Raw genomic sequence first — 14,184 nt, forward strand, 5'->3', positions numbered from 1 at the left:
GATATGAGCGATCAGCCGACGGCGGCGGAACTGGCGAACGAGATCCTCGACGCTCTGGCCGCCGAGATCCCCTTGATGGCGACCTTCGACGACATCCCCGGCCACGATCACGAGTTGCGGGACGTCTCCGAGGCGGGCGACGCCCGGCTGCGGGAGATCGCCGTCCGGGTCGGCGAACAGGCCGCGAGGTCCACCGACCCGGACCGGGTCACCCTCGGCGTGGTCACCCACCACGCGGAAGGGATCCTGGCCAGGCTGGACTCCCGGAAGATCGAGTTCATCCTCGCCGAACCCATGGCGGCGGAGGGCGCGGGGTTGCTGTCCTGGCTTCCGCAGCTGGCGCCGTCGGGGGAGCAGGCCGAGGAGGACTACCTGGCCAGGATGGCCGCGATCCCCGGGTTCCTCGCGGGCCTCGGTGACCGGTATCGCGCCGGGATCGCGGCGGGACGGACACCGGTGGAACGCGCCGTCGGCAACGCCATCGCCCACGTCGATCGGTTCCTGGCCATCGAGCCCAACGGCCTGCTGCTCCCGCCGCTGACCGGTGACCGCGAAGCGAGGCGAGCCCGGCTGTTCACCGACGAGGTCCGGCCCGCACTTGTCGCCTATCGCGACATGCTCGCCCGCGACGTCGCCGGGCGCGGACGTCCCGACGAACAACCGGGCCTTTGCTGGCTGGACGGTGGCAAGGAGAGCTACGCGCGGCTGGCCCGCACGCACACCACCACCGGGGTCTCGCCGGAGGAGCTGCACGAGACCGGCCTCGAAATCGGCCGGGCGCTGGACGAGGAGTACCGACGGCTCGGCGCCGCCGTGTTCGGCGAGGAAGACCCCGACGAAGTCCGGCGCCGGTTGCGCACCGATCCGTCGCTGTGCTGGCGGAGCGGGGACGAGATGGTCACGACGGCGGTGGAAGCGATCGCGCGCGCCACGGCCGCCGCTCCCGGCTGGTTCCGCCGCACGCCGTCCGCCGAATGCGTCGTGCGCGCCGTACCGGAATCGGACGGGCCCTCCGCCACGCAGGCGTACTACATGGCACCGTCGGGCGACGGCACCCGTCCGGGTATCTACTACACCAACACCTATCGGGTGGAGGAGCGGTTCCGGTTCATCGCCGAGTCCGTCGCCTTCCACGAAGGCGTTCCGGGACATCACTTCCAGGCCGGCATAGCCCACGAACTCGACGGGGTGGCGCCGCTGCGCAAACTCGTCCCGCTCTCGGCCTTCGACGAGGGCTGGGCGCTCTACACCGAACGGCTCGCCGACGAAATGGGCCTGTACTCCGACGACTTGATGCGGCTGGGCATGGTCGCCGAGGACTCCCTGCGCGCGGCGCGGCTTGTCGTCGACACCGGGCTGCACGCCCTGGGCTGGACCAGGCAACAAGGAATGGACTATCTCGCCGCACACTGCGTGCTCGGCGATCTCGAGGCGCAGTCCGAGATCGACCGGTACATCGAATGGCCCGGCCAGGCGCTGTCGTACATGACGGGCAGGCTGGAGATCCAGCGGTTGCGCGCCTTCGCCGAGGAGCGGCTGGGCGGGGCCTTCGACATCCGCGACTTCCACGACGTCGTGCTGAGGCAAGGGCAGGTTCCGTTGCCCGTGCTCGGCGACATCGTGCGGGAGTGGGTCGAGTCAGAGCTTCGGTAGTGCCGAGCACGCGGCGCCGGGAGTGGTTCCCGGCGCCGCGTGTCCTCAGTCGCGCTTCGCGAGTGTCGCGACCTCGGTGTCGGACAACGGCCGGTCGTAGAGCCGGACGTCGTCCACCGCGCCGCGCAGGAAGTCGACCTGCTGGCCGCCGTACTGGCCCCGGCCGATCACCGTGTGGCCGGTGCTCTGCGGAGCGGAGCAGGCGTTCTGCGAGGCGACCTTCTTGCCGTCGACGTACAGCGACAAGGTGCCCGCCTTGGCGTCGCGGACCCCGGTCAGGTGGTACCACTTGCCGACTTCCGGCTTCTCCGGCGACAGGGCACGGAGACCGACGAAGCTCATCGCCCACCGCTGGTCCTGCCCGGAGTACTGCAGGAAGAACGCGCTGTCGCGGCCGGTGTCCTGGCTGACGACGGTCTGGAACGCGCCACCGGCCTCGTCCAGCTTCGCCCACGCCGAGACCGAGTAGCTGCCCGCCGTGTCGACGAGGTTCGCCCCGGTATCGGCCTGCCCGTTGCCCGTGAAGGCCAGCGCGCCGCCCTCGACACCGCCTGCCCATTGCCCGTTGGTCACCGTGGCGTGCGCGGTGCCGACCGAGTCCGCGGCGCGGGATCCGGTGCCCTCGTTGAACTTGTAGGCGTGCACGCCGGTGAGTCCCGGCGTACCGGGGCCCGGGTCCGGTGCGCCGGAACCGCTGCCGTCGGCGTTGCGGATGATCGCCTGGTTGACCGCGCGTACCTGCGCGAAGTCCATCTTCTTCACCTGCCTGTCGTAGGTGAAGAAGCCGTTGACCTCGTGCTCGACGTCGGTGATCTGCGTGTAGATCGAACCGCTGATGGCGCAGCTCTGCGCCGAGGCGAGCACGTCGCGCTGGTTCTGGACGTAGCGGCTGTTCAGGGTCGCCTGGTCCTTCACCATCTCGTAGGCGTGGCCTTCACCGAACCACATGTGGTCCTTGACCTCGAGGCCGTAGCCGCCATGCTCGCCGTCGATCGAGATCCGCTTGCCGTCGGGCATCGGCTTCGCGGGACCGGGGTAGGCGTGCCAGTCGATGACGTCGCCCTTGCCGGAGTCACCGAGGGAGTCGCAGCAGTTGACCCCGCTGTGCGCGTTGACCAGCCGGGTCGGGTCCTGTGCCTTGACGTCGTCGGCGATCTTCCCGGTGGTCTCTCGCGACCACTCGCCCCAGCCCTCGTTGAAAGGCACGTAGCCGACGATCGAGGTCCAGTTCTTCTTCTGCTCCACCAGTTCCTTCAGTTCCACCTGGAACTGCCGCTGGGCGTCGGCGGGCGGGCGGCCGCCGGTGCGCATCGACGGCATGTCCTGCCAGACGAGCAATCCGAGCTTGTCGGCGTGGTGGTACCAGCGGTCCGGTTCGGTCTTGATGTGCTTGCGGACCGTGTTGAAACCGAGGACCTTGTGCTGCTCGAGGTCGAAGCGCAGCGCCTTGTCGGTCGGCGCGGTGTAGATGCCGTCCGGCCAGTAGCCCTGGTCCAAAGTGGACTGCAGGAAGAGGATCTTGCCGTTGAGGGTGAACCGGAGTTTGCCGTCGGCGCCCTTCGCGGTGCCGAACTCGCGCATGCCGAAGTAGGACGACACCTTGTCGACGGTGCGGCGGCCGTCCTTCAGTTCGACGTCGAGGTCGTAGAGGAAGGGGGAGTCCGGCGACCAGAGCTTGGCCTTGGGGACCGGCAGGGAGATGGTCCCGGTGGCGGATGCCTTGCTGCGGCTGACCACCTTGTGGCCGTCGCGGACCACGGCTTCGACGGTCAGCCCGGAAGCGCCGCCGGTGTCGACGGTGAGCTTGAGCGTGGAGGACTTGAGGTCGGGAACCATGCCGAGCGTGCCGACGTGCTTGGCCGCGACCGGTTCCATCCACACGGTCTGCCAGATGCCCGAGGCGCCTTCGTAGAAGATCCCGCGGTCGGGGACGAGGCGCTGCTTGCCGACAGGCTGCCAGGTGGCGTCGGCGCGGTCCTCGACGCCGACGATGATCTCCTGCTCTCCCTTGGGCTTCAGCGCCGAGGTCACGTCCGCGGAGAACGCTCCGTAGCCACCCTGGTGAGCGGCCACCTCCTTGCCGTTGACGTAGACCTTCGCCTTGTAGTCGACGGCGCCGAAGTTGATGCGCAGGGTGTTGTCCTTGCCCACGCCCCAGTTCTTGGGCACGGTGAACGTGCGGCGGTACCACATGTGGTCCTCGTGCCGCTGGATACCGGAAAGCGCCGACTCGGTGGGGTAGGGGACCAGGATCTTCTCGGCGAGCCGCTCGCCGAACGGCGGGACCTCACCGGGCGCGGCGCCGGCGAACTCCCAGAGCCCGTTGAGGTTCTGCCAGTCCTGGCGCACCAGCTGCGGCCGGGGGTACTCCGGCAACGCGTTGGACGGCGACACCTGGTTCGTCCACGGGGTGGTCAGGCGTGGCTTGCCCATCTTCCAGCCGCTCTCCGCGGCCATCGCGGCCCCCGGTGTCATCGACAGGGCGGTCAGGGCGGCCACCGCGACGGTCAGGGTCTTCCGGAAGCGTCCGGTACTTCGGCCTCTGGGGCGATGAGGTGACAACGTTGGCAACATCTGCTCGACACCCTTCTCCGGGAGCGGCCGCCTCGGCGGAGGAAGCGCCTCCCACTGGACTTGTGCAGGCGTGAAACCACGACCTCGTGGCCGAGGGGAACCGGTGTGAGCCGGGCCACGACTGGCCGTCAGGACTTTTTTACATCGTTGATACAACGTTGTAAAGCGTCGAAGGGCTCGAATCGGTCCTGGGCGGCGGAGCTGTCCTGTGTCTCAGGGGAGGACGAGTGTTCCAACTGCTGTAAGTCGCGTTTCGGCTTAGGGGCACGGGCGTCTTGGTCACCCGAAGTACGTGATGGCCCCCTTCATTGCGTCTAGCGCAATGAAGGGGGCCATCACGTACTTCGGCAAGGTGTGAGGGCCGAGTTTCTTCGGCTGAGCCGAGGAAAGGGGGTCTTCACGCGCAGCCGCTGTGACCACTGGTGCGGGTGAGGCGACAGTGGCGATTACGAGGGTAGTGAAGGCCTCCATCACTACGTTCAGGGTAGGCAAGGGGGCTTTCACGGCCCCGGACCCGTGAACGACCGCAGCCAGAGGTTGGTAGATGGCCAAGACACCCTTGGCCCTCACCCCGAATCGCCACTCGCGATCACCTGGACCGGGTTCGATATGGGCTGCGCGACGCGCCACGCGTTGACACGATAACTGACCGATAAGTAACTTACTGGGGAGTCAGATCGAACGGAGGCGCCGATGCCGGCCGGAGAACGGTCCTGGTGGGGCTGGGGGAACACCGCCGAAGCCTTGACCCGGGAAGAGTCCGACGCACTGGTCGCCCGCACGTCGGGTGTCCTGCCCGGGCACGATTTCACCGAGCACGCCCCGCCGGAACCTTCGGAACTCGGCGTCCCGGCCTCGCGGATCCGCCCGCCCGCGGCGCTCGCCGCGTTGTGCAGCGACGTTCCCGTCGACAGGTTGTCCCACGCCCGGGGCAAGGCCTTCCGTGACGTCGTGCGGAACCTGCTCGGCCGGCTCGACCACGTCCCGGATCTGGTCGCCCGGCCGCGTACGGAACAGGACGTCGTCGACCTCCTCGACTGGTGCACGGCCTCCGGCATCCCGCTGATTCCTTACGGTGGCGGCAGTTCCGTGGTCGGCGGGGTCGAACCGCGCTTCGACGGTCCGGCCATCTCGATGGATCTGGCCGGTCTCGACACCGTGCTCGAAGTGGACACGGTCAGCCGCGCGGCCCGGATCCAGGCCGGGATCTTCGGGCCCGCTCTGGAAGACCGCCTTCGCCCGCTGGGCCTGACCCTGCGGCACTTCCCGCAGTCGTTCGCCCATTCCACGCTCGGCGGCTGGCTCGCCACCCGCGCGGGCGGGCATTTCGCCACGCTCGCCACGCATATCGACGATCTCACCGAGTCGCTGCGCGTCGTCACCCCGGCCGGGATCAGCGAATCGCGACGCCTGCCGGGTTCGGGTGCCGGTCCCTCGCCGGACCGGATGTTCCTCGGTTCCGAGGGCACGCTCGGGGTGATCACCGAGGCCTGGATGCGCCTGCAGGACCGCCCCGTCTGGCAGGTCACCGCGTCGGTCGCCTTCGAACGGCAGGAGGACGCGGTCGCCGCCACCCGGGCGATCGCGCAGTCCGGGCTGTATCCGTCGAATTGCCGCCTCCTCGACCCGGCCGAGGCCTTCATCAACGCGGGCGCGAGCGTCGGCGGGGGTTTGCTCTTGGTCGCGTTCGAGTCCGCCGATCATCCGGTCGACACCTGGCTGGATCGCGCGCTGGAGCTGGCCACCGGGCACGGGGGCATCGTGAAAACCAGGCGCGGCAAGGATTCCTCTCGCCAGGACAGTGCCTCGACGTGGCGCTCGTCGTTCTTGCGGATGCCCTACCAGCGTGACGCGCTGGCCCGCAGGTCGCTGATCGTGGAGACCTTCGAGACCGCGTGTACGTGGGACGGCTTCGAGGAATTCCACGCCGCGATCACCTCGGCGGCCCGCGCCGCGATCGACGAGGTCTGCGGCGGTGCCGGTGTCGTCACGTGCCGCTTCACCCACGTCTACCCCGACGGCCCCGCGCCCTACTACGGGATCTACGCCGCCGGGCGCTGGGGGAGCACGGTCGCGCAGTGGGACGAGATCAAGGCCGCCGTCTCCGAGGCGATCGCGGGCCACGGCGGCACGATCACCCATCACCACGCCGTCGGCCGCGACCACCGGCCCTGGTACGACCGGCAGCGTCCCGATCCGTTCGCGGCCGCGCTCACCGCGGCCAAATCCGCGCTCGATCCGGCCGGAATCCTCAATCCCGGGGTGCTGATCCGCTGACCGGCGGACGGACGAACGAGGTCAGCAGCGTGGTGAACCGCAAGGCGGCCAAGGACAACGTCCGACCCGCCATGGTCTGCACCTGGGCTTCGCGTTTGCGGAACACGGCGTTGTCGAGAAGGACGTAGGCCACTCCTTCGGTGGCCGCGTCCTGCTCGATGTCGCCGAGTCCGCCGACGAGCGCGATCCCGCCGCCGCAACGGACGAACTCGTACTTCGAGCTCAGTTCGTCGCACACCAGCACCGGACGCGCCGCGAGGTTCTCGATCCGGGTGGCGATGTCGAACAGGTCGCGCAGGCTTTGGCCCTGCGACGGCAAGGCGAGGGGATGCTCGCACAGTTCGGCGAGCCCGAGGGAGTCGCGGCCGGTCAGCGGATGGCCGAGCGGGACGATCGCGTACACCGGGACGACGACGGCGCTTTCGACCCGCACGCCGTGCTGCGGTCCGGTTGTGAAGGTGACGGCGACGTCGGCCGCGCCGTCGAGCACGCGCCGGGTGGCTTCTTCCCGGCTGACGACGTCGATGTGGAAGGTGACGTCGTGCTCGCGGCGGAAGGCGGCGATCGCCTGGGGCACGACCCTGCGGGCGAACCCCTCCGAGCAGGCGACGGTGAGCGAACGGGCGTGAAACCCCCGCCCGGTGCGAAGTTCGCCGACGAGGACAGCCGATTCGGCTTCGCTGCGGCGGACGTGGTCGAGCAGCCGGTTCCCGGCGTCGGTCGGCTCCATGCCCCGCGGATGCCGGACGAACAGCGGTACCCCGATCCCGGCTTCGAGTTTCGCGATCTGACGGCTGATCGCCGACGGCGCGACCGTCAGTTCGGCCGCCGCTTCGGACACCGAGCCGGTGCGGGCGACTTCGAGGAAGTACGTCAGCGCGATCGGCAGCAGGCGCATGGGACTTCCTTTGCCTCGATCAGAACGCAGGGCACCGTAAACGGCAATGGTCAGTGTAGGGCGAACCGGCCTACGCTCTCCTCGACACTCGGCGAACGAATCGGGAGAGAACGTGCCCACCCCTGCGGAACTGGTTTCGAAGGCCCAAGAACACGTGGACTCGGGCGCCTTCTTCGCCGAACTCGCCAAACTGGTCCGGTACCCGACCGTGAGCGACCATCCGGACGGTCGCGTTGCCATCAAGGCATACCTGGACGAGGTACTGACCCCGGCCTTGACGGGGCTCGGCTGCTCGGTGCGGCGGTATCCCAACCCCGACCCCGCCGGTGGTCCCTTCCTGATCGGCACCCGGATCGAGTCGCCGGAGCTTCCGACCGTCCTGTGCTACGGCCACGCCGACGTCGTCACCGGCCACGATGGGCGGTGGAGCGAGGGCCGCGACCCGTGGACGCTGACCGCCGACGGTGAGCGCTGGTACGGCCGCGGCTCGGCGGACAACAAGGGGCAGCACCTGATCAACCTGACCGCGCTCAGGCTGCTCCTCGCCGAAACGGGCTCGCTCGGGTTCAACCTCAAGTTCCTGTTCGAGACCGGAGAGGAGATCGGTTCACCCGGTCTCGGTGAGTTCGTCGCGGCGCAGTCGCAGGCACTCGGCGCCGACGTCCTCATCGCCTCGGACGGCCCGCGGCTGGACGCGGCGACGCCGACGGTGTTCCTCGGCGCGCGCGGCGCCGTCCGGATCTCGCTCGACGTCGACCTGCGCCCCGACGCCTATCACTCGGGGAACTGGGGTGGCGTGCTGCGCAACCCCGCCACCACCCTCACCGGGGCGATCGCCTGCCTCGTCGACGGGCACGGCCGCATCCGGGTGCCCGGTCTCCTGCCGCCCGAACTCCCCGGCAGCGTCCGCGAGGCGCTCGCGGAGATCCGGATCGCCGGAAATCCGGGAGATCCTGCGCTGGAGGAAAGCTGGGGCGACACCGGGCTTTCGGCCGCCGAACGGCTCTACGGCTGGAACACCCTCGAAGTCCTTTCACTGGGAGCCGGCGACATCGACCGGCCCGTCAACGCCATCCCCGGCAAGGCCCGCGCGGTACTGCAACTTCGCTACGTCGCCGGGACCGAGGTCTCGGACGTCGCGGACACGATCAGGAAACATCTGGCCTCGCACGGGTTTTCGATGGTCGAGGTCACCGTCGAAGCGAGTTTCCAGGCCAGCCGCACCCCGGTCGGGAACCCGTGGGTGGGCTGGGCGAAGGGCGTCCTCGACGAGGTTTCCGACCGGCCGGTGGCGATCCTGCCGAGTTTCGGCGGCGGCCTGCCCAACCACGTGTTCACCGACATCCTCGGCATCGCGACCCTGTGGCTGCCGCATTCCTATCCGGGCTGCCTGCAACACGCGCCCGACGAGCATCTGCTCGCACCGATCGTCAGGGAAGGCCTCGTGCTCGCCACCACCCTGTTCCACGCGCTCGGCCGGTTCACAGCTCCCGCAACAGGTACCGCTGAAGTTTCCCGCTCGCGTTCCGGGGCAGCGCCTCGATGAACCGGACCCGCCGCGGGTACTTGTACGGCGCCGCTGTCGCCTTCGCGTGGTCCTGCAACGCCTGTGCGAGGCGCGATCCCCGCTCGGCACCGGGCTGAAGCACGACGAACGCCGTCACGACCGATCCGCGATCCGGGTCCGGCGTCCCGATCACCGCGCATTCCGCGACATCGGGATGCGTGAGCAGGACTTCTTCGACCTCGGGGGCGGCGATGTTGTACCCCGACGAGATGATCATGTCGTCGCTCCGCGCGACGAACGTGAAGTAACCGTCGGAGTCGCGGACGTAGGTGTCGCCGGTGATGTTCCAGCCGTCGCGGACGTAGTCACGCTGACGAGGGTCTTCGAGGTAGCGGCAACCTGTCGGGCCTCGGACGGCGAGGAACCCGGGAGTGCCGTCCGGCACGGGTGACCCGTCGACGTCGAGGATCACGGCCTGGTAGCCGGGTACCGCCTTCCCAGTCGCGCCGGGACGCGCATCGTCGTCTGCGGCGGAGATGAACACGTGCAACATCTCGGTGCTGCCGAGCCCGTCGATGAGCGGACGGCCGACGACTTCGCGGTACTGCTCGGCCACGTGGGCGGGGAGCGATTCGCCCGCCGACACCGCCCGGCGGACACCGGACAGGAGTCGTCCGCCGCCGGAGTTGAGGATCGCCCGGTATGCGGTCGGAGCGGTGAAGAGGACGGTGACGCCCTTCTCGGCGACGAGGGCGGCGAGCTCCGCCGGAGTGGCGCGTTCCACCAGGAGCGTGGCCGCGCCCGCTCGCAACGGGAAGACCAGCAGCCCGCCGAGGCCGAAGGTGAAGGCCAGCGGTGGCGTGCCACAGAACAGATCGCCGGACGCCGGGCGCACGATGTGCCGGGAGAAGGTGTCGGCGATCGCGAGCAGGTCGCGGTGGAAGTGCATCGTCGCCTTCGGGGATCCCGTCGTACCGGAGGTGAAGGCGAGCAGGGCGACGTCGTCGGCCGCGGTCGGGACGTCGGCGAAGGTCGCCGGATACCGGTCCGCGCGGGCGGCGAGGTCCGTCCCGTAGGACACGACGGGCAGTTCGGGCGGGAGTTCGTCCAGCAGGCGTTCGTCGCAGACGGCGATCGCGGGCTGCGCGCGGCCGACGATCTTGTCGAGTTCGGCGCGGCGCAGCATCGGCATGGTCGTGACCGCCACCGCGCCCGCCTTGAGCACGGCCAGCCACGCCGCCGCGAGCCACGGCGTGTTGGCGCCCCGCAGGAGTACGCGGTTTCCCGGAACCACCCCGAAGTCGTTGACGAGAACTTGCGCGATCCGGTTGGCGCGGGCCAGGACGTCGCCGTACGTCCACGTTTCGGCGGGGGACAGGAGGCATGGCCGATCCGGGCCGAAGCGCGCGACGGTGTCGTCGAGCAGCGCTGTCGCGGCGTTCAGCCTGTCGGGATAGCGCAGTTCGGGGAGGTCGAACTCCAGCCGGGGCCACTGGTCCGCGGGCGGCAGCCGGTCACGGCAGAACGGGTCGACGTGCGCGCTGGGAGAAAGCCTCATCGTCGCCGCTCCTCGGTCCGGCCGTGCCCCCTTCCGCGAAGGTAGCACTTGTTACGACCGTCGAGAAGGCGCGATGTCCTGTCCGTGACGACGGCGGCGGACAAGACAGGGACAAGAACGGGCAGAATGTCCCCTGTGGACGACGAACCGCCCGAACACGCGCGCTATGAACGCCATCGGCTCGCTTTGGCGGCGGTATCCGAGCACGACGAGGCCGCTTTGGTGGGCGCCGTGCTCGACGATCCCGACCGCGTGATGGTGGAAGCGGCGATCGCCGGGCACATCGATGCCAGGGCCGCGGCGCTGCACCCTCTGCCGTCGTATCCGGCCTGGTCGGAGACGATCGCGGAGCTGATCGAAGATCGCCCGTTCCTGGTGCGCAGGCTGGGGGAGTGGACGCTGTTCCGCGCGATCGTGCTCGGCGCGCCGTGGCGGACGGAAGACCTGACCGAAGCCACGGATTGGCTGCAGCGCAAGGTTTCCGAAAGCTCCGCCTCGGCGGAAGCGCTGGCCGTCCTAGCCGAGCGCGGCCGGACCAAGCGGGTCCGGAACGCGGCCGCGAGGAAGGTCAGCTCACGACGTCGGTGACCGCGCGGCGCAAGGTCGTGCGCACGGTTTCGGCGTCGTCGAGGCTTCCGCCGTGCAGCGCGCCGTCGCGAAGGAGGACGAGGGCGCGGGCGGCGTGCTCGGGGTCGGCATGACCGGCGTCGCGCGCCAGGTCGCGAAGCACGCCGAAGAACCAGTCCCGGTGGTCGTCGATGACCTGGCGGACCTGGTGCGCGGGATCGGGGTACTCGGCGGCCGCGTTGAGGAACTGGCAGCCGCGGAAGTCGTCGTCGAGCGTCCGGTCGCCGACGATGCCCAGCGCGGCGAGCAGCGCTTCGCGGGCGGGTTTGCCGCGCGTCACCGCGCCGACGCCCGCGCGGATCTGCTCGCTCGTGGCGCTCAGGTACGCGGCGACGAGGTCGTCCTTGGTGGGGTAGTGGCGATAGAAGGTCGCCCGGGTGACGGCCGCCTCGGAGACCAGGCGCTCCACCCCGACGGCGTGGATGCCCTCGGCGTAGAACAGGCGTGAAGCGGTCTCGAGCAGCCTGACCTTCGGGTGAACGTCCCGGTCGACAGTCGGCATGGCCCCACCTTAGAGAAAGAACGGTCATTCCACCAGGTCGCCTTCGTCACGTTGCGGAAGGCATCCGCGGCGAGCATGGTTCATGGAGAAAGACCGATCATTCTCCCTAGCTCTGAAGGAGCCACCATGAGCAACCAGAAGCCCACCGTCATCCTGGTCCACGGTGCTTTCGCCGACTCGTCCAGCTGGAACGGCGTCGTCCCGAAGCTGCGCGAGCAGGGCTACCGGGTGCTGGCGGCGTCGAACCCGCTGCGCGGGATCGAGTCCGACGCGGAGTACGTCGCCGACGTCGTCAACGGCGTGGACGGCCCCGTCGTGCTGGCCGGGCACTCCTACGGTGGCGTCGTGATCAGCCGTGCGGCCGCGGCGGCATCGAACGTGAAGGCGCTCGTCTACATCGCCGCCTTCCAGCCGGACGCGGGGGAGAGCGTGTTCGAGCTGTCCGGCCGGTTCGAGGGAAGCAAGCTCGGCCCGGACACCACGAACGTCCTCGCCTCGCAGGGTGAGCTCTCGATCAAGCCCGAGAGCTTCTCGGACGTGTTCGCGGCCGACGTCCCCGCGGAGACCGCCGACGTCATGGCGGTCACCCAGCGTCCGGTCACCGAGCGCGCGCTCGCCACGCCGTTCGACGGCGAGCCGGCGTGGAAGAACGTGCCGTCCTGGGCGCTGATCGCCGAGCAGGACCACGCGATCCCCGCCGCCGCGCAGGCGTTCATGTCCGAGCGCGCCGGTTCGGAGGTCACCCGGGTCGGGGCCTCGCACGCCGTCTCGGTGGCACGGCCGGACGTCGTCGCGGAGGTCATCCTCGCGGCGGCAGCCAAGGTCGCCTGACCTCGGCCGCTTGACAGGGGAAACCTCCGCCGGAGAGACTGCAAAAGCGTTTTTGCAGTCTCTCCGGGGAGAACCACGTGAAGGTCTTGGTGCTCGATTCGAGCCCGCGTCGTGAAGGCAATTCCTGGGCACTCGCCCAAGCGCTGGCCAAGGGGGCGGAAGAAGCCGGGCACACGGTCGGCTTCGCCCACCTCTCCGATTTCGTCGAGTCGCCGCTGGGGGACTGCCGTGGTTGCCGGCTGAGCGACCGGTCCTGCGGGATCGCCGACGGCTACGAGCGCCTGCTGTTCGACCACGTGCTCCCGGCGGACGCGATCGTGTACGCGACGCCGCTGCACTGGTACGGCATGACCGGGCGGCTCAAGTCCTTCTTCGACCGGCTTTTCTGTTACACGTCCGGCAGTTCGCCGCATACCGCCGAGGTCGTGCCGGGGCTGATGGGCAAACGCGCCGCGGTGCTGATCTCCTGCGAGGAGAGCTATCGCGGCGCGACACTCGGCCTCGAAGCCCAGTTCCAGGAGCTCACCCGATACCTCCGTCAGGACCTCGCCGGGATCGTGGTCGGCGTCGGCAACAGCCGGGGCGAGGTCGAGCGCGATCCCGCGCGGCCGCTGGAGGCGGCGGCCGACCTCGGACGTAGGCTGGGCGACGCCCACGTCACCGACTATCGGCTGGACACCGACCGGCCGAACCGCGTTTGGGGACCGCCCGTGGAGGCATGAGTGTCGCCGACCATCCGTGACGTCGCCGCCGCCGCGGGGGTCTCGATCACCACCGTGTCCCACGTGCTCAGCGGGCAGGGCCGGATCTCCGAGGACACCCGGCGGCGAGTCGCGCGGGCGGCGGCGGAACTCGGTTACCAGGCCAGCGTCCACGCCCAGCAGTTGGTCACCCGGCGCAGCCGGACCCTGGCGATCCAGCTCGCGAATTCGGTCGACGCGAGCAGCGCTTGTGCGCTCGTGCCGAACTCGGACTACTTCCTCGAAGTCCTCAACGGGGCGGCCGAAGCCGCGTCGAAACGGTCGTACGCCCTGCTTCTCACGCCGCCGGACGCCGATCTCGACCGGCTGAACGCCTTCGCCGTCGACGGCGCCATCCTCGTCGATCCCCGCGGCGACGAGCCGTTCTTCGCCACGGGCTGGTGCCGCGACCGGCCACTGGTGACCACCGGCCGCCCGCTGGCCGCGCCGTGCCCGGTACCGGTCGTCGTCGACAACGACCTGGTCGCGGCCGCCCGGCTGATGCTGGATCACCTGGCGGACAACGGTTACGAGCGACCGGCCATGATCACCACCGACACCAGCCGCTCCTACGCGGCCGACCTCGTCGCGGGATACACCGGCTGGGCGGAAGACCGGGGGCTGGAGCCGGTGGTGGCCGAGATCGACGAACCACCGACCACCGAAGGCACGGCCGAAGCCTTGGGCAGGCTGCTCGATCGGCGTGTGTGCCCGGACGCCGTTTTCACGACGTCGGAGAACCTCGCCCTCGGCGTACTCCACGAGGCTCGTCGCCGTCGGCTCGCGGTCCCGGGAGAACTCGGGATCTGCAGCGCGGTGGACAGCGGTTCGCTGCGGCTCACTTCGCCGCAGGTGACCGGGATGTTCGTCCACCCGCGTGAGGTGGGCGGCCGCGCGGCGACGGCGTTGATGGACCTCATCGAGGGCGGCACGCCGGAGGGTGGGCCGCGCCGGATCGAGGTGCCCGTGCGGCTGAACGCGCGGGAATCCACCAATCGCAAGTAGTCCTCTGGTTGC

11 protein-coding genes are annotated in these 14,184 nt (G+C 69.5%); 7 read left to right on the forward strand and 4 right to left on the reverse strand.

Annotated features, from left to right (window positions below):
* The first annotated feature begins 3 nt into the window (after nt 1-3).
* The gene (locus ACLJPX_RS02940; RefSeq protein WP_410598594.1) at nt 4-1,653 is read left to right on the forward strand and encodes a DUF885 domain-containing protein; all 1,650 of its coding nucleotides are present in this window, start codon (nt 4-6) and stop codon (nt 1,651-1,653) included.
* Between the two features lie 45 nt (nt 1,654-1,698).
* Here ACLJPX_RS02940 and ACLJPX_RS02945 read toward each other — a convergent pair whose 3' ends face one another.
* Nucleotides 1,699-4,152, reverse strand: coding sequence for a LamG-like jellyroll fold domain-containing protein (locus ACLJPX_RS02945; RefSeq protein WP_410598595.1), 2,454 nt, complete (start codon nt 4,150-4,152; stop codon nt 1,699-1,701).
* Nucleotides 4,153-4,920: 768 nt separating this feature from the next.
* On the opposite strand from ACLJPX_RS02945, the gene ACLJPX_RS02950 reads away from it, so the two are divergent.
* Nucleotides 4,921-6,504 carry an FAD-binding oxidoreductase gene (locus ACLJPX_RS02950; protein WP_410598596.1) on the forward strand — a complete coding sequence of 528 codons (1,584 nt, stop codon included), beginning with the start codon at nt 4,921-4,923 and terminating at the stop codon, nt 6,502-6,504.
* Here the strand turns inward: ACLJPX_RS02950 and ACLJPX_RS02955 are convergent.
* Nucleotides 6,479-7,402, reverse strand: a complete 924-nt coding sequence (locus ACLJPX_RS02955) for a LysR family transcriptional regulator (protein WP_410598597.1) — start codon at nt 7,400-7,402, stop codon at nt 6,479-6,481. The two genes, ACLJPX_RS02950 and ACLJPX_RS02955, sit on opposite strands and share 26 nt — an antisense overlap.
* 112 nt (nt 7,403-7,514) lie before the next feature.
* Here ACLJPX_RS02955 and ACLJPX_RS02960 point away from each other — a divergent pair, with 112 nt between their 5' ends.
* Entirely contained in the window at nt 7,515-8,948 is a 1,434-nt protein-coding gene (locus ACLJPX_RS02960) for a M20 family metallopeptidase (protein WP_410598598.1), read from the forward strand.
* Here ACLJPX_RS02960 and ACLJPX_RS02965 read toward each other — a convergent pair.
* Nucleotides 8,884-10,467: an AMP-binding protein gene (locus tag ACLJPX_RS02965; protein ID WP_410598599.1), complete on the reverse strand. Its 1,584-nt coding sequence runs from the start codon at nt 10,465-10,467 to the stop codon at nt 8,884-8,886. The genes ACLJPX_RS02960 and ACLJPX_RS02965 overlap by 65 nt on opposite strands.
* Before the next feature lie 135 nt (nt 10,468-10,602).
* Here ACLJPX_RS02965 and ACLJPX_RS02970 point away from each other — a divergent pair, with 135 nt between their 5' ends.
* Nucleotides 10,603-11,055, forward strand: coding sequence for a hypothetical protein (locus ACLJPX_RS02970; protein ID WP_410598600.1), 453 nt, complete (start codon nt 10,603-10,605; stop codon nt 11,053-11,055).
* Here the strand turns inward: ACLJPX_RS02970 and ACLJPX_RS02975 are convergent.
* Nucleotides 11,036-11,596 (reverse strand): TetR/AcrR family transcriptional regulator, encoded by a 561-nt coding sequence (locus ACLJPX_RS02975; protein ID WP_410598601.1) that lies wholly within the window; start codon nt 11,594-11,596, stop codon nt 11,036-11,038. The genes ACLJPX_RS02970 and ACLJPX_RS02975 overlap by 20 nt on opposite strands.
* 126 nt (nt 11,597-11,722) lie before the next feature.
* On the opposite strand from ACLJPX_RS02975, the gene ACLJPX_RS02980 reads away from it, so the two are divergent.
* From ACLJPX_RS02980 to ACLJPX_RS02990, 3 genes are all read left to right on the forward strand, one after another.
* Nucleotides 11,723-12,427, forward strand: coding sequence for an alpha/beta fold hydrolase (locus ACLJPX_RS02980; RefSeq protein WP_410598602.1), 705 nt, complete (start codon nt 11,723-11,725; stop codon nt 12,425-12,427).
* A gap of 77 nt (nt 12,428-12,504) precedes the next feature.
* Nucleotides 12,505-13,149 (forward strand): flavodoxin family protein, encoded by a 645-nt coding sequence (locus ACLJPX_RS02985; RefSeq protein WP_410598603.1) that lies wholly within the window; start codon nt 12,505-12,507, stop codon nt 13,147-13,149.
* Complete coding sequence (locus ACLJPX_RS02990; protein ID WP_410598604.1) at nt 13,150-14,172, forward strand: LacI family DNA-binding transcriptional regulator; 1,023 nt, start codon at nt 13,150-13,152, stop codon at nt 14,170-14,172.
* Nucleotides 14,173-14,184: the final 12 nt, after the last annotated feature.

The organism is Amycolatopsis sp. lyj-90 (genome assembly GCF_046549035.1).
Lineage (GTDB): Bacteria > Actinomycetota > Actinomycetes > Mycobacteriales > Pseudonocardiaceae > Amycolatopsis.